Origin of the sequence: Pseudovibrio denitrificans JCM 12308 (assembly GCF_001310815.1) — a bacterium.
Taxonomy (GTDB): Bacteria; Pseudomonadota; Alphaproteobacteria; order Rhizobiales; family Stappiaceae; genus Pseudovibrio; species Pseudovibrio denitrificans.
This window is the reverse complement of sequence record NZ_BAZK01000003.1, coordinates 221,287-244,610: the sequence shown is the minus strand read 5'-3', so window position 1 is coordinate 244,610 and position 23,324 is coordinate 221,287. Positions and strand designations below refer to the sequence as shown.

The window sequence follows — 23,324 nt, the reverse complement described above, 5'->3', positions numbered from 1 at the left end:
ACTAAACGAGTAAAATTGAAATACAACTTGGAGTAAAACTATGTTTTATTTCCACCCTACCTACGACGAAAAACGCCTATCCAGAACACTGGGATGCTGATATGTTTCTGTTTGAGGCGGGGATTTCGAAGATAAAGCAATGTCTTACATCAACAATGTCAGGATGTTCGTGCGTGTGTTTGAGCTTGGCAGCATGTCTGCTGCGGCGCGGGATATGCATGTGTCTCCAGCAGTGGCTTCCTCACGCATTGGAGAGCTTGAGAAGCACCTTGGCATTCGCTTGTTCAACCGCACTACTCGTACGATCCAACCCACTGAGCAAGGTAGCATTTTTTACCCTGGCGCCCGCAAGATGCTGGAGGCGATGGAAGAGGCAGAAGCTGCTGTCCATGAGGTGACAAACACCCCCCGCGGCTCGATCTTCATTTCCGCACCACTGGGCATAGGGCGACGTTTGATCGCACCGCTTATTCCTGAATTTCATGAGACCTACCCAGAGATCCACGTGCGTCTCAGGTTATCTGATCGCCCACTCAACATCACCGGAGAAGGGCTGGATCTGGCATTCATTCTGGGACAGTTGCCAAACTCTGAAATGCGGCTGAAAAACCTGCTGGATTGCCCGCGTGTGTTGTGTGCTTCACCAGCTTATCTGGACCGTCGTGGAGAGCCGAAACAAGGAGCAGACTTACAGCATGGCAAGCACGACTGTTTGCTTCTTCAGTTCCCCGGTTCCTCTGAAAACCGCTGGGTCTTACAAACTTCAGAAGGCAAACAGAGCTTTGCGGTGGGGGGGCCGTTCACTTCTGATGATGGCGATGTACTCGTAAACTGGGCACTGGAGCATCATGGCATCATCAACGCACCACTGTTTGATGTGGTGGACCATTTGCTCAGCGGTGATCTTGTTGCCATCTGTACAGTTACTCCTCCTTCCAATGTGCATCTAGCATGCCTGTTCCCACATCGGCGCTATCAAGATCCTAAGATCCGGCTGTTTCTCAAATTTGTGAGTGCACGGTTGAAGGCATACCTAAAAGACAAGAGTTCTCAATACGCTGCTCATATGCAAAACGGATAAGATCACACCTTCAGAGCAGCTTTAGGCCTTTGTTTTTTCTAGGTAATCGCGAAACACTTTCAAAATTTATTTGATAATGCGATTCATTTATTAGGCTAAACTTATAGTTGGGAGGAGTTTGGTGGGCCTGCCAGCTGATGAGCTTTCAGGACACGGTTTATGCCAGCACGTATGCCCAGTGTCTCAAACATTGCTACGTCGGTCCCTAATCCGACGAGAGCACCTCCCCCTGGCAAGGAATTCAAATCAATTCGGGTTGCTTCGCTCTCTCGCCTCTTCGGTGCAGGAGCGTCGTAGAAGGAACAAACATAAACTATGAGTACCCAAACACTGCCCCCTCGCGTCTTTGATGCGCCATCTGAAGGTATGTCGCCTTCGTCATTCTATGCTCCCTCAGGTGGTTTGCCACCACAAACGCAAGTTATGACGGACCGGGCAGTGTTCACCAATGCGTATGCTGTCATTCCCAAAGGCGTCATGCGCGATATCGTGACATCCAATCTGCCTTTCTGGGAAAAGACACGCGCCTGGATCATAGCCCGCCCGCTCTCTGGCTTTGCAGAGACCTTTTCTCAGTACATCATGGAAGTTCAACCGGATGGAGGTTCCCTCAAGCCTGAGCCAGATCCAGAGGCGCAAGGGGTTATGTTTGTTGTTCAGGGTGAGATCACAATCACTCTCGGCAATGAGCCGTTTACGCTGTCAGAGGGTGGTTATGCCTATCTGCCCGCTGGAGCAGACTATGAAGTTTGCAATAACGGCTCAATGCCTGCTGTGTTTCATTGGGTTCGTAAACGTTATGAGGCGGTTGAGGGCATTCCGAGACCTGATGCGCTGTTCACTCACGAGAAGAACGCTGTGGTCGCCCCGATGCCGGATACCAACGGTGCCTGGACCACCACCCGGTTTGTTGACCCGAATGACATGCGTCACGATATGCACGTGAACATCGTCAACTTTGAACCCGGCGGCTGTATCCCGTTTGCAGAGACCCACGTGATGGAGCACGGCCTGTATGTTTTGGAAGGTAAGGCTGTTTATAGGCTCAACAATGACTGGGTTGAGGTAGAGGCCGGTGACTTCATGTGGTTGCGCGCCTTCTGTCCGCAAGCTTGTTATGCTGGCGGTCCGGGGCGTTTCCGCTATCTGCTTTACAAAGACGTGAACCGCCATGCTCCTCTTGGCTCGTTTCAGAGGTGATCAGCCATGAGTGATCAGGTCACCACAGAGCGCACTATCAGGATTGAGAAGCTCACCGCTGAGACCTTTGCTCCGTTTGGCGAGCTGATTGAGGTTGGTATGACATCGCCCATTATGATCAATGAGGGCAGATGTGAGCGCTTTACTGATCTGGCGGGCGTTGAGTTTATTGGCGGACGCGCGGGTGTGAGCCTGTTTCAGGCTGAGCTACGCAGCTTGCCTCACACACTGACCATGCTGGAGCGGCATCCCTTGGGATCGCAGTGCTTCATTCCCATGGCGCAATCAGAATATCTCGTCATCGTTGCAGAGGATGAAGGTGGACGGCCTTCAACCCCGCGCGCGTTGTTGGCGAGTGCGACCCAATCCATCAATATCAAACGCAATACATGGCACGGCGTCCTGACCCCCATCAAAGGTTCAGGATTGTTCGCCGTAGTCGACCGGATTGGGGACGGTAACAACCTAGAAGAACACTGGCTGAAGGAGGCCTACCTGATAACGGAATAACACTGTGCGTCATTAGTAGGAGGGGACTAAATGACCAGCAATTCCATCGGGACACCAGAACAACTGCGTGATCCCAACTATACGCCTGCCTTACACAGGGCGGTTCCGCTTGGCATTCAGCATGTGCTTGCCATGTTTGTTTCAAACGTCACGCCAGCTATCATCATTGCAGGTGCTGCCGGTTTTGGATTTGGCTCTGATGCGGGGGCACAGGGCTTTCCGGACATGACCTACATGATCCAGATGTCCATGCTCTTCGCAGGGATCGCCACACTCTTTCAAACCATCGGAATGGGCGCCGTTGGTGCTCGGCTACCAATCGTGCAAGGCACCAGCTTTGCTTTCATCCCAATTATGATCCCGCTTGTGGCTGGCAAAGGTGTTGAGGCGCTGCCCGCACTGTTTGGTGGTGTTCTGATTGGCGGGTTATTTCATGCATTTCTCGGCATGTTCATTGGCCGCATTCGTTTTGCATTGCCACCGCTTGTGACTGGCCTTGTGGTGACCATGATTGGTCTGGCACTGGTGAAAGTGGGTATTCAATATGCGGCTGGCGGTGTGCCTGCAATCAGCAAGCCTGAGTATGGCAGCATGCTCAACTGGTCTGCTGCGCTGATCGTCATTCTTGTGACACTCAGCCTCAAGTTCTATGCCCGTGGGATACTCGCTGTCTCAGCCGTCGTGATCGGCATTCTTGCCGGATATCTTTATGCGATGATGGTGGGCATGGTAACCGTGGACGGTGTCGCCGCAAGTGTGAGCCGGTCCGCTTCTTTTGCTTTGCCAATGCCATTTATTTACGGCTTCGACTTCAGCCTTGCTGCAATCATCGGCTTCTGCCTTATGGCGTTTGTTAGTGCCGTTGAAACTGTTGGCGACGTTTCCGGCATCACCAAAGGCGGTGCAGGCCGTGAAGCGACTGACAAAGAAATCCAGGGCGCGACTTATGCTGATGGCTTTGGCACTGCGATTGCCGGCGTTTTTGGTGGTTTGCCCAACACGTCCTTCAGTCAGAACGTTGGCCTGATCGCGATGACTGGTGTTATGAGCCGTCATGTTGTGACGATCGGGGCACTCTTCCTGATCCTATGCGGGCTGGTGCCAAAAGTTGGCGCAATCATCCGTACCATTCCGATTGAGGTGCTTGGCGGCGGTGTGATCGTCATGTTCGGCATGGTGGTTGCGGCAGGTGTCTCGATGCTGTCTGACGTAAACTGGAACCGACGGAACATGGTGATCTTTGCAATCTCGCTTTCCATCGGACTTGGATTGCAGCTGGATCCCAAAGCTGTTCAGTATCTTCCAGACACGCTGCGCATTTTGATGACCAGCGGTTTGCTTCCTGCAGCACTCATCGCGATTGTGCTGAACCTTGTTCTGCCAGAGGAGCTTTCAGCTGAGGCAACAGAAGAAGTCTCAGGTGGCATGGCATCGCAAGATGACGCCCCAATGAAACCAGCTGGCTCCCAAGCCTAAAGAAATGCCCCTCGCCGCTTGCAGGTGGCGAGGGGCGTTGTTTCTAAAGCTTTTGCCAGGAACCGCCATTTTGAGAGCTTTTCACGGCGGTTTCGATGAACTTCAATCCATCAAGGCCATCTGCAACAGTTGGTAGTTGCTTGCTGCAGTCTGGTTCAGGTTGTCCTAAAATCCGCGCACTCAATACATCTGCAAACTCATTGTAAAGTGTTGCGAAAGCTTCCAGGTATCCTTCCGGGTGACCTCCTGGAATACGCGAGACAGAGTTGGCTGCATCAGTAGCATCTGGCCCACCGCGAGTGATGCGATAGCTTGATTGACCATAGGGTGAGTAGGCCAGATGGTTTGGATCCGCTTGAACCCATTCAAGACCACCTTTTTCACCATAAATACGCAGTCTCAGGCCGTTCTCATTTCCCGGAGCTACCTGAGAGGCCCAAAGCATTCCCTTTGCGCCATTCTCGTAGCGCAGCAGCATCTGGACATCATCATCCAGCACTCTACCTTCAACGAAGCTGGTGAGTTCAGCCAATACTTCAGAAGCTTTCATCCCGGAGACAAAAGACGCAAGATTGTAGCGTGCGTGCCGATATCGCCAATACATCCGCCTGCCCCAGAGCGTTTTGGATCTGTCCGCCAACTGGCTTGCTTTTGACCAGACTGCTCGATCGGCTCAGTCAGCCAATCCTGCGGATACTCCACCTGCACCAGACGAATTTTGCCAAGCTCACCTGCTTCCACCATGGCTTTCGCCTGCCGCACCATTGGTACCCGGTATAGTTATGTGTAAGCAAGAAGAGCTTGCCAGTTTCTTCAACCAGCTGCACGAGCTTTTCACTCTCTTCACTTGTGGTGGTCATCGGCTTATCGCAGATCACATGAATGCCAGCTTCCAACATTGCGCAGGCAGCCGGATAATGCATGTGGTTTGGCGTAACAATCGCCACCACATCCACTGGATCATCCCGAAGTGGCTCCTTTGCTGCCATTTCTTCGAAAGAGGTGTAAGCACGGTCTGGTGCAATAAAGAGCTCTTCTGCCGAAGCTTTGGCCCGCTCAGGATCTGAAGACAATGCGCCGGCAACCAGCTCATAGCGGTCATCCAACCGTGCAGCTATGCGGTGGACAGCACCGATAAATGCGCCCTGACCGCCACCAATCATACCCAGACGCAGCCGACGCCCCAGTTTCTTTGGAGCATCTAAAACTTGTTGTGATTCAGCTGCTTCAACGGTCATTATGCATTCTCCACATTTCCTAAGCTCTCAAACATCCAATAGCGCCTCAACACTACCAGAGCCTGTAGGATCATTAGGTGTGTGATCTTCAATTGCAAATGGTCTTTCGCAAAAGTAATGGTGTTTTCAGGGAAACTATCTCAAAATCTGCATCTGATTTGCTGCAAACTGAGGCCAGGACACGAATTCTCATGTCAAACACGCAAGAGACCACTCAAGCTTACTACGAGGAGAATGCCGAGAGCTTCATCGCCCGCACGTTGCATCTGGATATGACTGAGCACTATCAGCGTTTTCTGAGTAAAGTTCCTGCTGGTGGCCGCGTTCTTGATGCAGGTTGTGGCTCGGGTCGCGATGCTCACGCTTTCAAGCAGATGGGTTTTGAGGTGGATGCTTTTGACGCCTCAAGTGAGATGGCCAAGTCTGCGAGCAAACTCATAGGGATTGAGGTTCAACAGAACACGTTCCAAGCGTTCAATAGCCCTCCAATCTACGATGCAATCTGGGCCTACGCTTCTCTGCTTCACGTTCCCTATGCCGAACTTCCTCTGACACTCACCAACCTCAGCAATGCACTCAAAGACGGCGGTACCCTCTTCGCATCTTTCAAGCTGGGAGACGGCGAAATCTCACGAGATGATGGTCGCCGCTTCTCCATGATGACCGAAGCCCGTTTCAAAGTCATTCTCGAAGATGTTCCCAGCTTAGAGCTGCAAGATGCTCGTATAACGCTGAGCAATAAGCCTTACAGTAGGGATGAGAAATGGCTGACGATGGTTATTGGGAAAAAGGCTGATATGGCAAAGAGATAATGGCGGAGAGTGAGGGATTCGAACCCTCGGAACACTTGCGTGCTCAACGGTTTTCGAGACCGCCCCGTTCGACCACTCCGGCAACTCTCCCGCTTGATCCTCTCTTTGAGGATTGCGGGACCTTATAAAGAAGCTTTCCCTTGGGCAAGCCCTGCGGCTTCTATGCCGCATATAACTCACAGCTGACCTTACTCAAGCACTAAAAAACGCAGTGAGCGAGCCCACTGCGTTGAAATAATTGCAAATTTCAAGAGGACTAGGCGGCCTGAACATCCTCAAGGAAGGCTTTGATCGAGCGGTTGAACTGATCAGCCTCTTCAGAGATGTTGTCTGCCTGATTGTTGATGTCCTCTGCCGTCTTGGTGGAGTTTTCGATGGTGTTGGCAACCTCAACCATTTCAGACTCACCTATGCGGGATTGATCAGAGGCATCTGTCACAGAGCGAGCAATTTCACCGACGGTTACAGATTGCTGTTCCACGGCTGCGGCTACGGCAGAAGAGCTGGTGGACAGCTTTTCCATCATGCTGGTTACCTTTTCAATGGAACCAACAGCATCTGTAGACACCTGCTGGATTGCATGGATCTGCTGAGAGATCTCTTCAGTCGCCGTGGTGGTCTGGTTTGCCAGATGCTTCACCTCAGATGCTACAACTGCAAAGCCTTTGCCCATCTCACCTGCACGCGCCGCTTCAATGGTCGCGTTGAGTGCAAGGAGGTTGGTCTGGTCGGCAATGTCCTTAATGAGGTTGACGACCTGGCCAATGCGAGAGGCAGACTCTGCAAGCTCCTGAATTGTCTTGGAGGTGTTGATTACAAGACTACCAACTTCATCTGCAACGTCTTTGGAGTTGACGGCTTCAGAAGCCACTTCCTTAATGGAGAGAGACATTTCCTCACTGGCAGAAGCCACAGTTGCAACAGAAGAAGAAGCATGACTGACAGCTTCTCCAGCCTTGCCTGCTTTGTCAGAGACACTTTCAACGGTGACGTTCAATGCAAAGGAAGCTTCATGCAGTGACTGGATTGCTGAGTTGAAACCGTCGCCCGCAGCTGTTGCTGCTCTTTCAAACTCACGCACCAGCATGGCCACTTTTTGCTCACGCTCCTGACGACGGTTGTTGTCTTCATCCCGCTCATCGTTGAGCTGATTGCGCTCAATGGCATTGGCACGGAACACTTCGAGGATCTTTGCCATCTTGGCGAACTCGTCGCGGCCATTGGTGCCTTCAATATCGATTGAGACATCCCCCTTTGCTAGCACGCTCATGGCCTGATGCAGATTAGCCAGCGGACGAGAGATGCGCCACGCGATGTAACCAGCGATCATCAGACCGATGACGCCCATTGCGCCGGCCTGCAACAAAAAGCGCTGCATGCTGGCAGCTGAAGCTTCATGGTGCAGCGCTGTTGCTTCTTGTTCTCCTGCGACACCGAAATCATTGAGCTGCTGCGCTGCCGGGATCATCTCATCCAGCTGTTCCAGCGCGAAGATCATCTCCTCCTGAATGTCCGCATTCAAGGTTTCGATTTCTTCTAGTGTTTCAGTGTAAGTGGCCCAGAGCTCATTGACCTTTGCTGATGTTTCTTCTGGCATCTTCGCGGTTTGGATAACCATGCCAAACTGCTCGATACGGCTCTTGAAGGTGCTCTTTTCAATTTCATAGCCGTCAACGCCAATGGTCCACTCCATTGCCTGAAGGTCTTTCAGCAAGCCTGCAACACGGTGGGTGTCTTTGCTGACGTTCAACTGACGGCGTGCCTTGTTGATTTCCAGCTGCATTGTAGAGCTTGCACCCTGGAGGACTGAAATGAGACCCCCGTCAGAGTTGGTGCCACGCTCCAGCGTCGCTTCTACAACGGCGCCGAATGTCTCTGAGAACCCGTAGGCATAGCCTTCCAGATTGTCGTAGAGCTCATCCTCAATGCCCGGAACGTTCAGTTCGCGTGTTTCTTCAACCAATACAACAACGCGCTCGCGGGCCTCTGCAGCAATATCAGCGGCCTCTGCTTTTGGGTGGAGCAAAAACTCTCCCCCAATTGCGCGCATACGGTCAACCGCAGCACTGATCGCCTGAGCATTTTGCATCAGCTGATTGTAGGTCTGCGTGTTTTTTTGGAACTCATCATTTTGACTATTCATTTGGGAAAGGGAAATCAGTGCCCCACCCAGCACAAGTATCGGCAGTAATCCAAGGGCCGTAACTCTCGTTACGACGGAATATATCCAGGCGAACTTTGGAATGCGCATTTTATGCCCCCCGCACGTATGCGGTTTAATTCATTGGATGATAATGATCGCGAGATTGTCACAGTCATTCCATATTGAGCGCCCATTCCTCTCCTAGCACTTGTATGGAACATGCACAAATCGCGTTGCCTTATTGTTGGCTGGCGAAGGTTTATCGATCCTTAAACCAATCGTAGAATGGACGTTTAAACGCAGCGGAATAGGTATTTGGACGTAACAATTAGATCGTAGGTATAAATCTGTTTGCGCAACCATAGCGCGAATCACTCCGACGCCGGAGCGTTCTTTGAAAGTTGATCTTATGTGACATAGATCTCACCACTCGTATTTCTAATATTTTTGGCGAGATTCTGCGTTGACATTCCAGAATGCCTGCGTATATTCCAGCAGCTCAATAAATTGCGGGTAATCCCGCTTTTCCGCGCTGTCCGAGGCAAGACATCGAAATCGCCTTCTGGTTTTTCCAGAGTTTGCGGTCGATCTCCCCACAGAGGGACGTTCCCAGAGCAATTAGGGAAACGGTCGAACAAGTTCGCAGAAACCTGCGACGCCGAAGGGTGCGCTTAGATAAGAAGGACATGCGCATGTTCGCAGTCATCAAAACAGGCGGTAAACAGTACACTGTTGCTGCTGACGATCTCCTGAAGATCGAAAAAGTTTCTGCTGAAGCTGGTGAAACAGTAACTTTCGACGAAGTTCTCATGGTTGGTTCAGATGCTGAAACCACCATCGGTGCACCAACCGTTGAAGGCGCGTCTGTTGTAGCTGAAGTTGTTGAGCAGGGTCGTGATCGTAAGATCATCGTCTTCAAAAAGCGTCGTCGTCAGAACTCCCGTCGTCGCAACGGTCACCGTCAGGCATTCACTACTGTGAAGATCACTGACATCCTGACCGGTGGCGCGAAGCCAGCTAAAAAAGCTGCGGCTCCTAAGAAAGCTGCTGCTGCACCAGCTGCTGAAGGTTCCGACGATCTGAAGAAGTTGCAGGGTCTTGGCCCAGCAATCGAGAAAAAGCTGAATGCAGCAGGTGTTTCCACCTTCGCACAGATCGCAGCTTTCTCCGCTGAAGATATCGCCCGCGTTGAAGAAGAAGCTGGTCTGAAAGGCCGTTTTGAACGCGATAACTGGGTTGAACAGGCTAAGGAACTCGCAGCGAAGTAATTCGCGCAGTTGCTATCCTAGAGATTAAACGAGGAGTACTTCGTTATGGCTCATAAAAAAGCTGGCGGTTCATCCCGCAACGGTCGCGATTCAGCTGGTCGCCGCCTTGGCATCAAAAAATACGGTGGCGAAGCTGTCGTACCTGGCAACATCATTGCACGTCAGCGTGGCACTAAGTGGCACCCAGGCGCAGGTGTAGGCATGGGTAAAGACCATACTATCTTTGCGACCGTAGAAGGCAAAGTTGCGTTTGAAGAAAAACGCAACGGCCGAACATTTATTAATGTGATGCCAGTGGCGCTCGCCGCTGAGTAACGCTGACGTGGAAATCCAAATCGTCGGCGTCTCATCAAGACCCCGGCGGATTTAGGAAAATCCGGTCAAGATCAAAAAGATCAAGATTAAGGGTAGATGGGACACCGTCTTCCCCTTTTTCTTTGCCCTGTGGGACGGGCAGCAAGACCGGAGTAGAAACCATGGTAGTTGAATACGAAGAGATCCCAGAAGAAAGCAGTTGCTTTGCGGCCGGGTCGCCGCAGGACACCGCGCGTCTCGTCATCGACCGAGCGCGCAAGGATGATTTGGCTGACATCCTGTTTTTGGCCAACAACCGTCGGATCGCTGAGAAACTGACAAACATGCCGCATCCATTCACGTACGAAGACGCTAAAGCGCTCGTAAAGCGGTGTGAGGTTCAGTTACCGTCTCAAGCGACATTCGCGATCCGCATGAAGAACACTGGCCGCTTTATTGGCGCTATCGGTTTCAATCCGCTTGCCGAAGACTTTGGTGCTGTGCATCTGGGTTATTGGGTGGGCGAGCCATTCTGGAACCAAGGATATGCGACAGAAGCTGTTCAGTCTGTTATCGAATTTGCGTTTGCCAACGGCGTAAAGGAGCTCTCCGCTTCTTGCCGTGTGAGCAACCCTGCCTCGCACCGCGTGCTGACCAAGTGCGGCTTTAAGCAGGATGGAACAACAAAGCTGCATTCTCTCGGCGCTATGGCCGTGGTGGATGCCACACGCTTTACACTGACCCGCACCCAATGGATCGCGAATACGCATGGGGATCTGCTGGTTAAGTGATGCCAGATCAGCAGGTTGCAGCCAAAGCAACCTGCTTCCGGCAGCGTGATTGTTGTTTGCCTGTAACGGCATACCTTCAACCACACAAACCAGCGATCCTTCTGATCCTGATGCATTCGTCATGTCTGCATTTCGGATCATCGGGGCTGCTGCGTTTTACCTTCACTTATCCATTTCAAATAACGACCAGAGAAATATGCGTTTGATTTACAAGGCCTTTTACGATGCTCACCACAACTTTAGATACTCAAAGGCTGCAGCTGCGCCCATTCCAATCTGACGATCTCGCCCGATTTTGGGAGATCGGCCACTCTGATTATGAAATTGCACGTTGGCTTACCGGGTTAACGTGGCCTCCAATTATGATGGAGGCTGAAGCCTTTATCGAAAAGGCCATTGCAGTAAATCCAAAAACGGACTCGTTTCCGTTTGCCATCGAACTTGACGGCCAACTCGTTGGCGGTGTTGAAATTGAAAAGCCCGGTGATCTCAAAGAGTTCCCGGAGCTGCCAACCATTGGGTACTGGCTTTCTCAGAAAGCTCAGGGGCAAGGCTTTATGGTTGAAGCATGTGTTGCCGCGCTCCACTGGGGCTTTTCGCGCGAGGCATGTGATGTGTTTGCCGCTCGTGTGTTTGCGACGAACTACTCCTCTCAGAAAGTATTGAAAAAGCTAGGCTTTGAGCCAGCTGGTGTTTGCCTTCGCTACTCTAAACCTCTGCAACAAGACGTTGAGAATATCATCATGCATCTGCCGCGGGATCGGTTTGAAGCATTGCATGGTGATGCGCATGTGATGATGGGAGCTGCGCTATGACCACTTTTCCTCGCTTAAGAACGACCAGCCTGACACTGCGGGAGTGGAGAGAAACAGATGCACCACGTGCACTGAAACTCTTTCAAAATCATAGCATTACGCGCATGCTGACTTCGAAACCACATCCCTTTACCAAGGCGGATGCGGAGGCTTTTCTGCAGACGGCAATCCCCGGTGATCTGAACGAGGCTGTTAACTGGGCCGTTGAACTTCAGGGAGAAGTGATCGGCGGCGTTGGCGCCAGACCTTTGAATGACACACCTGGCATCGGATGGTGGCTGGCCGAGGAGCACTGGCAAAAAGGTATTATGTTTGAGGCTGTTAGTGAAGCCTTGCGCTACCTTCTTCTTGAACGTGAACTCCCCAAGATCGTTGCGGATGCATTCAGCGATAACATGGGATCTCAAGCGCTGATGCGTAAGCTTGGATTTGTTCATACCGGGCAAGGAATGGGGAGCAGCGTGGCGCGTCTGGCTGGCGATTATCCTACAGAAGAGTTCGCCATATCCCCGCTGGATTTCATTGCAGCACAACAGCTCAGAGTGCAGGAGGCAGCACAATGACCACTTTCCCTCGTTTAAGAACAGCAAGCCTGACACTTCGGGAATGGAGAGAGACGGATGCGCCGCGACTTGTGGAACTGCTGCAAAATCAAAACATTACCCGCATGCTGGCATCGCAGCCCCACCCTTTCACAAAGGCAGATGCTGAGGTGTTTCTGCAGAGGTTTATGCCCGGTGATCTAGGTCATGCTGTGAACTGGGCCGTGGAGCTTCAGGGGGTCGTGATTGGCGGAGTGGGTGTCGGCTATCTGCAGCACACACCAGATCTCGCTTTCTGGCTTGCCGAAGAAAAATGGAATAAAGGCGTTATGTATGAGGCAGTTAGTGCAGCGCTCAACTACCTTTTGCTAGAACGCGAAGTCCCTTCCATTTGTGCGGATGCCTTCAGCGACAATGCCGGCTCGCAGGCCCTGCTGAAAAAGCTTGGTTTTGTCCATACGGGGCGGAATGAGGGGCGTAGCCGCGCCCGTCTTGCCGGGACTTATCCTACAGAAGAGTTCCGCATATCCCCTAGAGATTTCATCGCAGCACAACAGCTCAGAGTGCAGGAGGCAGCACAATGATCTTCCCTGAACTACAGACCAACCGGTTGATTTTAAGAGCACTTCAGCCAGACGATTTTCCTCGGCTGCGGTTTCTGTTCTCTGACTATGATGTGGCACGGATGACCGCCAGTTTTCCGCACCCGATTACGGATGAGTGGGCGCATGAGTTTATCAGTCGTAGTCATTCTTTTGATCTGAAGACGGATGTGGTTTGGGCGATTGACAATGGTACCGGCTTCATTGGGTCCATTGGTGCGCACCGGATTGGAGAATCCGCATCTTTGGGCTACGCGCTTGGAAAATACTACTGGCGGCGGGGCTACATGAGTGAAGCGGTGCAAGCCGTTGTAAACTATCTGCAATCCGAGCGGAACGTCGAGAACGTTGATGCTTGCGTTTTTTTGGAGAATCCTGCGTCATTTCGCGTTCTTTTGAAAAATGGCTTCGTTCCGACCTCCGTTTGTACGCACTCCTGCGTCTCCAGAGGAACTGATGAGGTGGAGACACAAAACTTCGAACTCAATCTGGGTCAAGCGGTGGAACAACCACAACTTGCTGTGGCGGGGATAAGATAAAGTGGTTTTTCCAGAGCTGAAAACAGACCGTCTCCGATTGCGCATGATCGACGACGGTGATCTCGATCACCTTGTTCAACTGGCAAACTCCTACGCGATTGCGAGCATGCTTTCAGGCATGCCGCATCCGTTTACGGAGGAAACTGCCAGGTTCTATATCAGTCGTGGCCGTACCAATGATCCTGCAAGTGTGGTGTTGTGGGCGATTGATGATGGAACTGGCCTGGTTGGCTGTATCTGGGCAAAATTTGAGGATGGCACAGGCTGGACCGGCTATTGGATGGGTGAGCCTTATTGGGGCCGTGGCTACATGGGTGAAGCCCTGCGCACGGTTTTACGTTTTGGGTTTGAACACCGCGCTGTGACACGCTTTGAGGCTGGTGTCTTTGCAGACAACCCTGCCTCTTCTCACTTGTTGGATAAAATGGGCTTCAGCAAAGTTGGAGAAGAATCTATCCCCTCCAAAGGACGTGGTGATACGATGGTTCCTCATATCCGGCTTGCCTTGCCCCTCGCCGATTTCGTGGATCTTGCAGAAGCGGAAAGCTGATCGCCATGAAGACCCAAAATACTTTTCCTGTTCTCCGCAGCGACCGACTTGTTCTGCGGGAAATGCGGGAAACCGATTTGGAACTACTGACTGAGTATCTGGGTGATTATGATGTGGCGAAGATGCTTTGTAGTCCGCCGCATCCCTTCTCCCTTGAGGACGGGCAGCAGTATCTTATGCGAGCGCTGAGCGGAGATCTGAATGACGAGATCCATTGGGCGATTGAGCATGAAGGGCAGTTCTGCGGATGTTTTAAAGCAAACTACCTGAACAGCTATCCTGGTATCGGTTATTGGCTCGGAAAGCCACATTGGGGCAAAGGCTTCATGAGCGAGGCAATGCGTTTGGTGCTGACTTACCTGTTCCAGCACCGAGGCCTTAAAACACTGCAAACCGGAGCGTTTTGCTGCAATCCTGCTTCCTTACGAGTATTACAGAAAGCTGGTTTCACTATCAAAAAGCTGCGCACCAACACTTGCAATGCACGGGGTGGTGAAGAGCTGGAGGAAGCATTTCTTATGATTTCATCTGAGCAGTTCAGCGCAGCAATTGATGTCGATTTGCCTCTTGAAGATAAGGGGTTGTTGCAATGAGCCCACGAGACACCACTCTTACAACCTTCCCAGTGCTCCGCAGCAACCGGCTTGTGCTGAGGGAGATGCGGGCAGGAGATCTTGAGCAGCTTTGTGCTTATTTGGGGGACTTTGAGGTCTCTAAATCGCTGAGCAGTCAGCCGCATCCGTTTTCTGAAACAGATGGGCAGGATTACATTGCGCAGGCGCTTGCGAACAATACTGCTGAAAACGTGACGTGGGCCATTGAGCTTGATGGGCAGTTTTGTGGTGGTTTTAAAGCCAAGGAACTGCAAGGAGCTGCGAGTGTTGGATACTGGCTTGGGCGGGAGCATTGGGGCAAAGGCCTGATGAGCGAAGCTTTGCAGGCTGTTCTTGCTTATCTTTTTGAAGAGCGAGCGCTTCATGTAGTGCGCACCGGTGTTTTCAAAGAAAACCCGGCCTCAATGCGTGTGCTGACCAAATACGGCTTCAAAATCACGGGCGAGGCCAAACATGTTTGCCGTGCGCGAGACAATGCAGAGCTGGATGAGATCCAACTTCAGATAACCCGCAATGACTTTCTTCGCCTGACCAGCACAGACGCGAGCACATGAGTATTTAAGATGTTTCCTGAACTTAAAACAGACAGACTGACACTGCGCCAGTTCAAGCACACAGATCTGGAGCCGCTTTGTACGCACATCAATAATTTTGCAGTCGTGAAAACACTTTCCGAGGTGCCCTATCCTTACTCCAAAGAGGATGGGGAGTGGTGGATCAACTTTTGCCGTACCACTCCGCTCTCTGAAAAGATTGCCTGGGTTGTTGAGGGGCCTGCGGGCTTTTCCGGTGCGATCACGCTGATGAAGCTGCAAAGCGGTAAACCTATTTTGGGGTACTGGCTTGCGGAGCATCTGTGGGGCAAAGGCTATATGAGTGAGGCCGCTGAAGCTGTCGTGACATATGGCTTTGAAACGCTCGACTTGCCAACGATCTACACCTCCGCACTTGAAGAAAATCCTGCCAGCCTGCGTGTTCTGAACAAGCTGGGTTTTCGCGAAGTCGGCAGAGGCTTTTCGACACCGCGATCTCGCGAAGGCGAAACACTGCCGAATATTTCTCTCAGTTTGACAAAAGAACAGTGGGCTGAACGGCTTACGATTGCCTGAGCGCGTCAGCAGCCAACAAAATTCCAGAGTGTTTGAGATCGAATGACTAAGCGCTCCTAAGTACAAGAAATTGGATAGAAAATGTTTCCTGAACTCAACACCAGTCGCCTCACCCTTCGCCAGTTTCGGCAGGATGATCTGGAGCCGATTTGCGAGAACATAAACAACTTTGAAGTCAGCAAAATGCTGACTGTGGTTCCTTACCCTTACACCAAGGCAGATGGCGAATGGTGGCTCAACCACATCAGCGAGACGCCTCTGACGAAAGAGACCAACTAGGCTATTGAATCTGAGCTCGGATTTGCGGGTGTTATTACCATCCGCATTGGCGAAAGCGGTGTCCCACTCATCGGCTACTGGTTGGGCCAACCGTTCTGGGGCAAGGGCTACATGAGCGAAGCGACCGAGGCCGTGGTGGACTACTGCTTTGAGACGCTTGGTGTCACCAAAGTTACATCCGGTGCTTTTGAGGAAAATGATGGCTCGCTGAACGTGCTGGCCAAAAACGGCTTCCAGACCGTCGGCACTCAACCAGAAAAAAGCCGCGCCCGTGGCGAGGAAGACATCACCCTGATCAACGTAGAGCTCACCCGCGACCTATGGGAAGCCATGCGGGCTGTGGCTGTTTGAGGCATTTTTTATTTAGGATTTAGTTACATGACATTTCCAGAGCTCAAGACAGAGCGCCTAGCTTTGCGAGCACTTCGAGAAAATGACCTGGCGCTGATTTGCGACTACCTCAATAACTTTGAGGTTACGCGGATGCTGTCTGTGGTGCCTTATCCCTACACCAAAGCCGATGGTGAGTGGTGGTTGAGTAATTGCGCAAACACTCCGCTGACACAAGAGGTCAACTGGGCCATCGAGTTCGAGCACCATTTTGTAGGAGTTATCAGCATCCACATCTCAGAGGAAGGTGTGCCTTTGATTGGTTATTGGTTGGCCAAACCATTCTGGGGCAAGGGCTTTATGAGTGAAGCGACGGCAGAGGTTATTCGATACTGCTTTGAAGTCCTTGGTTCAGAGCGGATCACTTGTGGGGCCTTCGACGAAAATCATGGCTCTCTTCGCGTACAAGAAAAGAATGGTTTTCAACGCACCGGTTTGCGACGAGATAAGTGTCGTGCACGTGGAAATGAAGCAGTGACCTTGATTGAGACGGAGCTCACCCGCTACCTCTGGGAAGCCAAGCGGGCGGTGGCTGTTTGAGGCAAGTTGCGTGTCGCGTGCCGACGGCCGCACGCGACACGTTTTGTGATCAGTTAAACAGCAGCGGTATCATTATGTGCATTGAGGCATGCATAAAAATGACGAAACCCGGCCCAAGGAGGAAAAACAGGCTGCCCATTATCAGCCCCGGCACAAGCATGCGGGTGGCTATCAAGTTCCACATCAGTGTGTGGTCAGTTTCGCCCAGCTCGTGAAAGATAACAAAGGCAATCGCAGCGATGAGAACCGCAGTTAATGCCGACCAAAACACACGATAGGTGTGCTTTACTCCTGCCAGCAGCCTGAACATGCCGAAAAAGACAGGCGCACTGATTAGCATGCGGAACAATAGTTCCTCACCGTATCCGGCAACCATACCAAAGAGAAAGCCAGGGCGAGAGCTTTCTTCGGCTGGAACAAAGTCCGGCAGTTTGCTTCCGAAGATGCTCCAAATTATGCAGGTCACGATGACCGCTGTACCTGCCCCGGCAATGATCTGCGTGACAGGTGTATGCCTTTTCAAACCTGTGCAGCCAAGCTTTTTGAAGCAATACCAGCCCAAGAGCAGAGACGTGAGAATGACAAGCCAGGTCGAGGCATAGATTGGTATGATCTTGATGAATGGATCAGCCCAGAACACATGACTTTCATTCTGCGTGCTGAAGGCCAGAAGCGTGATGCAATAGAGAACGAAGAGCTGGGCCCAGACAATTGTCGCCATCAGCTGGTTACAGAATATGGTGGGATAGTAGGTGGGATTTTTCGAGGACATCATTGTGTTTCCCCCGCCCTTCTCTGCTTCAAGTTTAAGAAGGTGAGTTGGAGAAGAGGGCTGCCTCTTAAACTATTTCATTTTACAGACAGCCCAGCGCATCAGGTCTGGCTCAGAGTTTCTGGCCATTGTTGATGATTGTGGTCGATGACGGAATTGCATTTACGACGGTTTGAAGCGCCATGCAGGCCTTCTCACTTGCCTCCACGAGTAAAGCGATCAGCGATGGGTCTTCTTGCGACTCGATAATGATGACGGTCTCAATGCCTTTTGAGACACCAAGCATTTCCGAGCCCTCTTCAGCCGTCATTCCCGGAATTTTGGATTGGAACTTCATCTTCTGCTCCAGCTTGATGGAGGAGATGTTCAGCTTCCGGGACTGGGCCAGCCCATGCACATGGGTCAGCAGGCAGAAGCCAATACCAGCTGCGAGGTAGGACAGTGGAGCTGGGGCGGTATCTGCTCCGCCAATGGATGAGCCTTCATCGCAAAGGAGTTCAAAAGCACCGAAACCGGGAACGTTGGGCTGCACCACGCCACTCTTGACCAGGCCATCGCCTGTGAGTTCAGCGATCAAATCAACCTCAAGCTCCAGACCGTCTTTTGACTTTCTGATTTTGTTCAGGCTGATGTGCTGCGGCGTTGGCATGACCTCGGCGCGGGTTACGATGGAATGTGCAACAGTGTTATTGTCAAGCATCTCTACCTCCATAAGTGTACGATACTGTACCGTACACTTATCAGATAAAAATTGCTTTCGTCAAGCTTCACAGGTTTCGTACTGTCTCCAAGTGAGTGCAGCTAGGCCCTGTGAGCTTTCATGAAGTCGCATACGCATTGGCGAACATGAGAAGAAATCTCTTCCTCACTGGGTGCTGACTGAACGCCCAATAGCAACGCAAGATGCGTGTCTTCGCGCAGCATGCCCATAAAAATGCTCGCTGCCTTTTCGGCGTGCTCAACTGAGATAATTCCAAGCTCATTGGCGAGTTGCAGTTGCTGTGCGATGCTGGAGCTGGCGCGCTTGGGGCCGAGCTGGAAGAAAGACTTCGTGATATGCTGCGCGCGACAGCCCTCTCCGATAAGCATGCGCCAAAGTCCTAAGGTTCTGTCATCATAGATGAGGGTCAACACCGCTTTGCCAAAGACAAAGAGTGTCTCTTCCAGCTCCTGAAGAGATCCGCCGTCAGCATGAGAATCCAGAGGCTTGATCGAGAGAACTGGCCCTTCGGACAGGTTGCTGACAATCTCTGCCAGCATTGCTTCTTTGTTTTTGAAATGTCTATAGACCGTGGTTTTGGAGGCGCGGGCACGCCTGACGATCTCATCCATCGAGGTGTTGGCATAGCCAAGCTCGATAATCGTGTCAGTTGCTATTTCCAGAAGCTCATTTCTGCGCTTTTCGCCACGTGACACCTTTTTTTCCGTTTCCATGCAATGCTTCCAACTCTCAGGCAAGTACGATACCGTACCTTACACTAGCTTCTGAGTGGATTGGCAAGAAGAAACGAAGTGGGCTGGTTGGGATCCCATGAGCAACTCAATTGATGCTCTCAAGATTGGCGCGTAAAGTTCGGAGTGAACTCCAAACAAAAAAAGAGAGCGTATTGCTACGCTCTCTTTTTAGAAACTGTGTCGCTCGAATTATACGGTTTCGAGGTTTACAGCGCTCTGGCGGCCGTCGCGGCCTGTTTCCAGTTCAAAAGTCACTTCCTGGCCGTCTGCCAGAGTGGAAAGACCGGAGCGCTCTACAGCTGAGATGTGAACGAATACGTCTTTGCTTCCATCTTCAGGTGCGATGAAACCGAAACCTTTGGTGGTGTTGAACCATTTCACGGTGCCTTTAGCCATCGTGATATCTCCTGTTGGATATGCTGTTGCGACATGCAAGCAGCTTTAGCGTCAGGGCAAAATCGAGTGCACTGACGCCATAAGGAGACAGGGAGTCGATAGTCTTAACGTACAGAGGGCATTCCATATATTTACCCTCAAGTAAAGCCCGGCATTTCATAAAGAGCGAAGCTCACGCATTTTTCATACGCACAATGTGGGTGTGCTGAACTCTTTCCTAAGATTTTCTTTGGGGTTTTCACTAAGGTCTTGATCTTCACACACAAGGCCTGTAGGCGGTTTCTCTTCTTTGAGAGATGCAGGGATGCGCATCGTCATACTCAAATAATCCTCACTCAGTGAAAAAATTTCCAAAAACGCGCTCTAAGAGCTTGCAATCAGGTTCTGTCCGAGATACTGACCGCCCCCAAGCTTTTAAAGTTCCTCTCGGATTTTGAAATCTCCAAGATACTGTTACCTGGCCGGTTTCCTTCAGTTTGAAGTGAAGCGCAGGTGTTGATCACCTTCAGTTTCCTGCTGTTTCCTTATGGATCAGAGAGATTGAAGATGGGTCTTGCTCTTTCTGTACTGGCTGGCGCGACAGTTTATGCGTTCCGCGACTTTCGGCAGATGGCAGGATAAGGGTCTTGAGCAAGGTTGCGGCAACAGCCTTTTGCTCCCTCGTCCATCTGGTTGATCATCCACCAGTTTTTTGGCTGTGTATCGCACTCAGAGATTTGAAGTTCAGGAACTTGAAGCGTGGTTTGGATAGCACCGGCGCGTTGCAGGCATGTGGACTGACGGGCTTGACGCTATCTTCGTGTACTTGAATTAAGAGCGCCAGCAAAAATAAGCCAAGCGCTCCAAGAAGAATAAGAAGAGTTTGTCATGTTCCCGGAGTTGCAATCCGAGCGCTTGATCCTACGCGATTTTCGCGAGGGTGATTTTGATATTCATAACGAGTTTCTGAACGATTTCGACGTGAGCAAGATGCTGACCGTGGTTCCGCATCCTTACACCAAGGATGATGGTGATTGGTGGTTTGACCACTGCCGCACCACGCCGCATAGCGAAGAAATCAACTGGGTCATCGACAACGGTGAAGGTCTGGTCGGCGTGATCGGCATTCGCAATGTATCGACAGTGCCTCACCTCGGTTACTGGTTGGCAAAGTCTCACTGGGGCAAGGGCTACGCCAGTGAAGCAACCAATCTGGTTTGTGATTATGTGTTCAACCAGCTGAAAGCAGGTGCAATGAACACCGGTCTGTTCACCATCAACCCGAAGTCTCTGAATGTGCTTCAGAAGAACGGGTTTGAGGTTACCGGAGAGACCAAAGAAAAGAACCGCGCACGCGGCGACATCGAAATGGATTATACGACGGTCACACTGACCCGGGACAGATGGGCATCCATGCAGGCGATTGCAGCCTAAAACTCTCCCATCTCAGCTTATCTTCATTTCGAAAGGCTCGTGAATTGATGTTCGCGAGCCTTTTGGCTGTTTCAGCGCGTACTTTGAAACACCCAGCGTACTCTTGTCCGAAAACCGCAAAACACTTTTCGGGAGTACGCTTTTTCAAGTTGCGTACCCTTGTCCGAAAACCTCATGGCACTTTTCGGGGGTACGCAGAGCAACAAAATTAGCCAGATTTGCTGTTCCACCCTTGGCGGGAGCGCAATAGGGCTTTATGACGTCCTCCAAAGAACGTCACAGGTGGACGAAAGAGAATAAAATGAAATTCCTCGATCAGGCAAAGATCTTTGTAAAGTCTGGCGATGGTGGCGCGGGTAGCGTCAGCTTCCGCCGAGAGAAATATGTTGCCGAAGGTGGTCCCGACGGTGGTGATGGTGGCCGTGGTGGTGATGTGTGGGTTGAGTGCGTTGAAGGCCTCAACACGCTGATCGACTATCGCTATGCGCAGCACTACAAAGCGAAAATCGGCATGCATGGCATGGGCCGCAACAGAACCGGCGCTAAAGGCGACGATGTTGTGCTGCGCGTGCCAGTGGGCACCCAAATTCTGGAAGAAGACAACGAAACCGTTGTTGCTGATCTGACCGAAAAAGGTCAGCGCCTGCTGCTGATGCGCGGCGGTAACGGTGGCTTTGGTAACGCGCACTTCAAAACCTCTACCAACCAGGCACCGCGTCACGCGAACCCTGGTCAGGAAGGTGAAGAGAAATGGATCTGGCTGCGCCTGAAGCTGATTGCGGATGCTGGCCTTGTTGGTCTGCCAAACGCAGGTAAGTCTACCTTCCTTTCTGCTGTATCTGCGGCACGTCCGAAGATTGCGGACTATCCGTTCACCACACTGCATCCAAACCTTGGTGTTTGTGAGCTGGACGGTCGTGGCTTTGTGCTGGCTGACATTCCAGGTCTTATCCGTGGTGCTCATGAAGGGCATGGTCTGGGTGACCGCTTCCTTGGTCACGTAGAGCGTACCCGTGTGCTGCTGCATCTGGTGGACGGCTCTGGCGAGGAAGATCCGGGCGATGCATACCGCACCATTCGTGGTGAGCTGGAAGCTTACGGCCATGGTCTGGACGAAAAGCCTGAAATTGTTTGCCTTTCCAAAGCAGATGCTTTGACGGATGAGCTGCGTGAAGAGCGCTTTAAGTCACTGGAAGAGGCTTGCGGGCAGAAACCATTGATTATTTCTTCGGCCAGTGGTGAGAACATCGACACTGCGCAGCGAATGATCATTCGTGCCATTGACAAGGATAAGCAAGAAGAGGCTAATTCCGTTCCTTCTGATGGAATCGAGGAGTGGCGCCCATAATGGCCCGAAGTCTGAGCGACTATAAGCGCATCACCGTAAAAATCGGCTCTGCCCTGCTGGTGGAAAATGGCCGGTTGAAGCGGGAGTGGCTGGAATCTCTGGCGGATGATCTGCAGGCTCTTTCCGAAGCTGGGAAAGAGGTTCTGGTGGTCTCCTCCGGTTCTATTGCTCTTGGTCGTGGTGTTCTTGGTTTGCCCGCTGGCCCCTTGAAGCTGGAGCAGGCGCAAGCCGCCGCTTCCGTGGGCCAGATTGCACTTGCTCAGGCTTACTCTGAAATTCTCGGTGCGCGTGGTCTGACGGCGGGTCAGATTCTGCTGACCCTTGGCGATACCGAAGAGCGCCGCCGTTATCTCAACGCGCGCGAGACAATCAGCACCCTGCTCAAGATGGGTGCTGTGCCGATCATCAACGAGAACGACAGCGTCGCGACCTCTGAAATCCGGTATGGTGACAACGACCGTCTGGGCGCCCGTGTGGCGACCATGGCAAGTGCGGACCTGCTGGTGCTGCTTTCTGACGTGGACGGGCTTTACACTGCCGCTCCGCAGACCGATCCGAAGGCGATCTTCCTGCCTGAGGTTCCTCAGGTCACGCAAGAGATTGAGGCGATGGCTGGTGCACCTGGCTCAGCGTTCTCATCCGGCGGCATGAAGACCAAGATCGATGCGGCCAAAATTGCGCAAAGCGCTGGCACCACGATGATCATCGCCAGCGGCAAGACGTTGAACCCGCTGGACGCGATTGAGAACGGCGCACGGGCCACTTGGTTCCCTGCCCCCTCTTCTCCATCCCGCGCCCGCAAAACGTGGATCAGCGGCCATCTGAAACCGCATGGCACCATCCAACTGGATGCAGGTGCGCTGAAGGCCGTGAAGGCTGGCAAGAGCTTATTGCCAGCTGGTGTGACTAAGGTGGACGGCACTTTCACCCGTGGTGATGCGGTGCGCATTGTTGATGCGGACGGCCATGATGTGGGACGCGGTCTTGTTGCCTATGATTATGGTGAGGCCTCTCTCATCATCGGACGCAACAGCAAGGAAATTGAAGCCATTGTTGCTACCCGGGACGCGCCGAGATGATACATACGGACGACCTTGTGCTCTCTACATCTGATTTGGACAATTCATAGAAACTGTTTAGGTTGAGC

27 protein-coding genes, 1 tRNA gene and 2 pseudogenes are annotated in these 23,324 nt (G+C 51.9%); 23 read left to right on the top strand and 7 right to left on the bottom strand.

Features of this window, described 5'->3' with window-relative positions:
- Positions 1-139 precede the first annotated feature (139 nt).
- The 4 genes from JCM12308_RS04720 to JCM12308_RS04705 all read left to right on the top strand — a co-directional run bounded on the left by JCM12308_RS04720 (position 140) and on the right by JCM12308_RS04705 (position 4,267).
- Positions 140-1,081 (top strand): LysR family transcriptional regulator, encoded by a 942-nt coding sequence (locus tag JCM12308_RS04720; protein WP_054782993.1) that lies wholly within the window; start codon positions 140-142, stop codon positions 1,079-1,081.
- A gap of 366 nt (positions 1,082-1,447) precedes the next feature.
- A complete protein-coding gene (locus JCM12308_RS04715; RefSeq protein WP_054783079.1) occupies positions 1,448-2,281 on the top strand; it encodes a bifunctional allantoicase/(S)-ureidoglycine aminohydrolase in 834 nt (277 codons plus the stop codon).
- A gap of 6 nt (positions 2,282-2,287) precedes the next feature.
- Positions 2,288-2,791 carry an ureidoglycolate lyase gene (locus tag JCM12308_RS04710; protein ID WP_054782992.1) on the top strand — a complete coding sequence of 168 codons (504 nt, stop codon included), beginning with the start codon at positions 2,288-2,290 and terminating at the stop codon, positions 2,789-2,791.
- A gap of 30 nt (positions 2,792-2,821) precedes the next feature.
- Complete coding sequence (locus JCM12308_RS04705; protein ID WP_054782991.1) at positions 2,822-4,267, top strand: uracil-xanthine permease family protein; 1,446 nt, start codon at positions 2,822-2,824, stop codon at positions 4,265-4,267.
- 43 nt (positions 4,268-4,310) lie between these two features.
- Here the strand turns inward: JCM12308_RS04705 and JCM12308_RS04700 are convergent.
- Positions 4,311-5,505 (bottom strand): annotated as a pseudogene (locus JCM12308_RS04700) (Gfo/Idh/MocA family protein).
- Positions 5,506-5,696: 191 nt separating this feature from the next.
- Here JCM12308_RS04700 and JCM12308_RS04695 point away from each other — a divergent pair.
- Positions 5,697-6,317, top strand: coding sequence for a class I SAM-dependent methyltransferase (locus tag JCM12308_RS04695; protein WP_208608933.1), 621 nt, complete (start codon positions 5,697-5,699; stop codon positions 6,315-6,317).
- Here the strand turns inward: JCM12308_RS04695 and JCM12308_RS04690 are convergent.
- Both JCM12308_RS04690 and JCM12308_RS04685 read right to left on the bottom strand, forming a co-directional pair.
- Positions 6,318-6,407: transfer RNA gene (locus tag JCM12308_RS04690), tRNA-Ser, on the bottom strand.
- Between the two features lie 166 nt (positions 6,408-6,573).
- A complete protein-coding gene (locus JCM12308_RS04685) occupies positions 6,574-8,460 on the bottom strand; it encodes a methyl-accepting chemotaxis protein (protein ID WP_208608932.1) in 1,887 nt (628 codons plus the stop codon).
- 692 nt (positions 8,461-9,152) lie between these two features.
- On the opposite strand from JCM12308_RS04685, the gene rplU reads away from it, so the two are divergent.
- The 14 genes from rplU to JCM12308_RS04620 all read left to right on the top strand — a co-directional run bounded on the left by rplU (position 9,153) and on the right by JCM12308_RS04620 (position 16,793).
- Positions 9,153-9,728, top strand: coding sequence for a 50S ribosomal protein L21 (gene rplU / locus JCM12308_RS04680; RefSeq protein ID WP_054783078.1), 576 nt, complete (start codon positions 9,153-9,155; stop codon positions 9,726-9,728).
- Positions 9,729-9,773: 45 nt separating this feature from the next.
- Positions 9,774-10,043, top strand: coding sequence for a 50S ribosomal protein L27 (gene rpmA / locus JCM12308_RS04675; protein WP_008548714.1), 270 nt, complete (start codon positions 9,774-9,776; stop codon positions 10,041-10,043).
- Positions 10,044-10,204: 161 nt separating this feature from the next.
- A complete protein-coding gene (locus tag JCM12308_RS04670) occupies positions 10,205-10,813 on the top strand; it encodes a GNAT family N-acetyltransferase (RefSeq protein ID WP_208978254.1) in 609 nt (202 codons plus the stop codon).
- A 224-nt stretch (positions 10,814-11,037) separates the two neighbouring features.
- Entirely contained in the window at positions 11,038-11,628 is a 591-nt protein-coding gene (locus tag JCM12308_RS04665) for a GNAT family N-acetyltransferase (RefSeq protein ID WP_083416879.1), read from the top strand.
- Positions 11,625-12,191 (top strand): GNAT family N-acetyltransferase, encoded by a 567-nt coding sequence (locus JCM12308_RS04660; protein ID WP_054782988.1) that lies wholly within the window; start codon positions 11,625-11,627, stop codon positions 12,189-12,191. The genes JCM12308_RS04665 and JCM12308_RS04660 overlap by 4 nt, the downstream gene beginning before the upstream one ends.
- On the top strand, positions 12,188-12,754 hold the full coding sequence (locus JCM12308_RS04655) for a GNAT family N-acetyltransferase (protein ID WP_054782987.1): 567 nt from the start codon (positions 12,188-12,190) through the stop codon (positions 12,752-12,754). Before JCM12308_RS04660 ends, JCM12308_RS04655 begins: the two co-directional genes overlap by 4 nt.
- Complete coding sequence (locus JCM12308_RS04650) at positions 12,751-13,311, top strand: GNAT family N-acetyltransferase (RefSeq protein ID WP_054782986.1); 561 nt, start codon at positions 12,751-12,753, stop codon at positions 13,309-13,311. Before JCM12308_RS04655 ends, JCM12308_RS04650 begins: the two co-directional genes overlap by 4 nt.
- Position 13,312: 1 nt before the next feature.
- A complete protein-coding gene (locus JCM12308_RS04645) occupies positions 13,313-13,861 on the top strand; it encodes a GNAT family N-acetyltransferase (protein WP_208608931.1) in 549 nt (182 codons plus the stop codon).
- Positions 13,862-13,866: 5 nt separating this feature from the next.
- The gene (locus JCM12308_RS04640) at positions 13,867-14,454 is read left to right on the top strand and encodes a GNAT family N-acetyltransferase (RefSeq protein WP_083416878.1); all 588 of its coding nucleotides are present in this window, start codon (positions 13,867-13,869) and stop codon (positions 14,452-14,454) included.
- Positions 14,451-15,029, top strand: coding sequence for a GNAT family N-acetyltransferase (locus tag JCM12308_RS04635; RefSeq protein WP_054782985.1), 579 nt, complete (start codon positions 14,451-14,453; stop codon positions 15,027-15,029). The genes JCM12308_RS04640 and JCM12308_RS04635 overlap by 4 nt, the downstream gene beginning before the upstream one ends.
- 9 nt (positions 15,030-15,038) lie before the next feature.
- Entirely contained in the window at positions 15,039-15,584 is a 546-nt protein-coding gene (locus JCM12308_RS04630) for a GNAT family N-acetyltransferase (RefSeq protein ID WP_054782984.1), read from the top strand.
- Between the two features lie 81 nt (positions 15,585-15,665).
- A complete protein-coding gene (locus JCM12308_RS29020; RefSeq protein WP_208608930.1) occupies positions 15,666-15,863 on the top strand; it encodes a GNAT family N-acetyltransferase in 198 nt (65 codons plus the stop codon).
- A gap of 3 nt (positions 15,864-15,866) precedes the next feature.
- Positions 15,867-16,214 carry a GNAT family N-acetyltransferase gene (locus tag JCM12308_RS29015; RefSeq protein ID WP_208608972.1) on the top strand — a complete coding sequence of 116 codons (348 nt, stop codon included), beginning with the start codon at positions 15,867-15,869 and terminating at the stop codon, positions 16,212-16,214.
- A 27-nt stretch (positions 16,215-16,241) separates the two neighbouring features.
- Entirely contained in the window at positions 16,242-16,793 is a 552-nt protein-coding gene (locus JCM12308_RS04620; RefSeq protein ID WP_054782983.1) for a GNAT family N-acetyltransferase, read from the top strand.
- Between the two features lie 49 nt (positions 16,794-16,842).
- Here JCM12308_RS04620 and JCM12308_RS04615 read toward each other — a convergent pair whose 3' ends face one another.
- The 4 genes from JCM12308_RS04615 to JCM12308_RS04600 form a co-directional block, all read right to left on the bottom strand.
- The gene (locus tag JCM12308_RS04615; RefSeq protein WP_083416877.1) at positions 16,843-17,568 is read right to left on the bottom strand and encodes a hypothetical protein; all 726 of its coding nucleotides are present in this window, start codon (positions 17,566-17,568) and stop codon (positions 16,843-16,845) included.
- Positions 17,569-17,677: 109 nt separating this feature from the next.
- Entirely contained in the window at positions 17,678-18,265 is a 588-nt protein-coding gene (locus JCM12308_RS04610) for an OsmC family protein (protein ID WP_054782981.1), read from the bottom strand.
- A 101-nt stretch (positions 18,266-18,366) separates the two neighbouring features.
- Positions 18,367-18,999, bottom strand: coding sequence for a TetR/AcrR family transcriptional regulator (locus JCM12308_RS04605; protein WP_054782980.1), 633 nt, complete (start codon positions 18,997-18,999; stop codon positions 18,367-18,369).
- Positions 19,000-19,209: 210 nt separating this feature from the next.
- Complete coding sequence (locus tag JCM12308_RS04600; protein WP_008548532.1) at positions 19,210-19,416, bottom strand: cold-shock protein; 207 nt, start codon at positions 19,414-19,416, stop codon at positions 19,210-19,212.
- 492 nt (positions 19,417-19,908) lie between these two features.
- Between JCM12308_RS04600 and JCM12308_RS32125 the strand changes: the two genes are divergently transcribed.
- From JCM12308_RS32125 to proB, 4 genes and pseudogenes are all read left to right on the top strand, one after another.
- Positions 19,909-20,037: a hypothetical protein gene (locus tag JCM12308_RS32125; protein WP_280138355.1), complete on the top strand. Its 129-nt coding sequence runs from the start codon at positions 19,909-19,911 to the stop codon at positions 20,035-20,037.
- Positions 20,038-20,283: 246 nt separating this feature from the next.
- A complete protein-coding gene (locus JCM12308_RS04595; RefSeq protein WP_008548525.1) occupies positions 20,284-20,829 on the top strand; it encodes a GNAT family N-acetyltransferase in 546 nt (181 codons plus the stop codon).
- Positions 20,830-21,130: 301 nt separating this feature from the next.
- Complete coding sequence (obgE, locus tag JCM12308_RS04590; protein WP_008548573.1) at positions 21,131-22,177, top strand: GTPase ObgE; 1,047 nt, start codon at positions 21,131-21,133, stop codon at positions 22,175-22,177.
- A pseudogene (gene proB, locus JCM12308_RS04585) lies at positions 22,177-23,306 on the top strand (glutamate 5-kinase). The gene obgE and the pseudogene proB overlap by 1 nt, the downstream one beginning before the upstream one ends.
- Positions 23,307-23,324 lie beyond the last annotated feature (18 nt).

What these genes read in the sequence shown, in the direction of transcription:
- JCM12308_RS29020 (WP_208608930.1), top strand. Translation starts at nt 15,666, where the DNA reads ATGTTTCCTGAACTCAACACCAGTCGCCTCACCCTTCGCCAGTTTCGG.
- JCM12308_RS04615 (WP_083416877.1), bottom strand. Translation starts at nt 17,568, where the DNA reads ATGATGTCCTCGAAAAATCCCACCTACTATCCCACCATATTCTGTAAC.
- JCM12308_RS04720 (WP_054782993.1), top strand. Translation starts at nt 140, where the DNA reads ATGTCTTACATCAACAATGTCAGGATGTTCGTGCGTGTGTTTGAGCTT.
- JCM12308_RS04670 (WP_208978254.1), top strand. Translation starts at nt 10,205, where the DNA reads ATGGTAGTTGAATACGAAGAGATCCCAGAAGAAAGCAGTTGCTTTGCG.
- JCM12308_RS04655 (WP_054782987.1), top strand. Translation starts at nt 12,188, where the DNA reads ATGACCACTTTCCCTCGTTTAAGAACAGCAAGCCTGACACTTCGGGAA.
- JCM12308_RS04635 (WP_054782985.1), top strand. Translation starts at nt 14,451, where the DNA reads ATGAGCCCACGAGACACCACTCTTACAACCTTCCCAGTGCTCCGCAGC.
- JCM12308_RS04610 (WP_054782981.1), bottom strand. Translation starts at nt 18,265, where the DNA reads ATGCTTGACAATAACACTGTTGCACATTCCATCGTAACCCGCGCCGAG.
- JCM12308_RS04620 (WP_054782983.1), top strand. Translation starts at nt 16,242, where the DNA reads ATGACATTTCCAGAGCTCAAGACAGAGCGCCTAGCTTTGCGAGCACTT.
- JCM12308_RS04710 (WP_054782992.1), top strand. Translation starts at nt 2,288, where the DNA reads ATGAGTGATCAGGTCACCACAGAGCGCACTATCAGGATTGAGAAGCTC.
- JCM12308_RS04650 (WP_054782986.1), top strand. Translation starts at nt 12,751, where the DNA reads ATGATCTTCCCTGAACTACAGACCAACCGGTTGATTTTAAGAGCACTT.
- JCM12308_RS04705 (WP_054782991.1), top strand. Translation starts at nt 2,822, where the DNA reads ATGACCAGCAATTCCATCGGGACACCAGAACAACTGCGTGATCCCAAC.
- JCM12308_RS04630 (WP_054782984.1), top strand. Translation starts at nt 15,039, where the DNA reads ATGTTTCCTGAACTTAAAACAGACAGACTGACACTGCGCCAGTTCAAG.
- JCM12308_RS04605 (WP_054782980.1), bottom strand. Translation starts at nt 18,999, where the DNA reads ATGGAAACGGAAAAAAAGGTGTCACGTGGCGAAAAGCGCAGAAATGAG.
- obgE (WP_008548573.1), top strand. Translation starts at nt 21,131, where the DNA reads ATGAAATTCCTCGATCAGGCAAAGATCTTTGTAAAGTCTGGCGATGGT.
- JCM12308_RS04715 (WP_054783079.1), top strand. Translation starts at nt 1,448, where the DNA reads ATGTCGCCTTCGTCATTCTATGCTCCCTCAGGTGGTTTGCCACCACAA.
- rplU (WP_054783078.1), top strand. Translation starts at nt 9,153, where the DNA reads ATGTTCGCAGTCATCAAAACAGGCGGTAAACAGTACACTGTTGCTGCT.
- JCM12308_RS04660 (WP_054782988.1), top strand. Translation starts at nt 11,625, where the DNA reads ATGACCACTTTTCCTCGCTTAAGAACGACCAGCCTGACACTGCGGGAG.
- JCM12308_RS04685 (WP_208608932.1), bottom strand. Translation starts at nt 8,460, where the DNA reads ATGAATAGTCAAAATGATGAGTTCCAAAAAAACACGCAGACCTACAAT.
- JCM12308_RS04665 (WP_083416879.1), top strand. Translation starts at nt 11,038, where the DNA reads ATGCTCACCACAACTTTAGATACTCAAAGGCTGCAGCTGCGCCCATTC.
- JCM12308_RS04595 (WP_008548525.1), top strand. Translation starts at nt 20,284, where the DNA reads ATGTTCCCGGAGTTGCAATCCGAGCGCTTGATCCTACGCGATTTTCGC.
- JCM12308_RS04695 (WP_208608933.1), top strand. Translation starts at nt 5,697, where the DNA reads ATGTCAAACACGCAAGAGACCACTCAAGCTTACTACGAGGAGAATGCC.
- JCM12308_RS04600 (WP_008548532.1), bottom strand. Translation starts at nt 19,416, where the DNA reads ATGGCTAAAGGCACCGTGAAATGGTTCAACACCACCAAAGGTTTCGGT.
- rpmA (WP_008548714.1), top strand. Translation starts at nt 9,774, where the DNA reads ATGGCTCATAAAAAAGCTGGCGGTTCATCCCGCAACGGTCGCGATTCA.
- JCM12308_RS04640 (WP_083416878.1), top strand. Translation starts at nt 13,867, where the DNA reads ATGAAGACCCAAAATACTTTTCCTGTTCTCCGCAGCGACCGACTTGTT.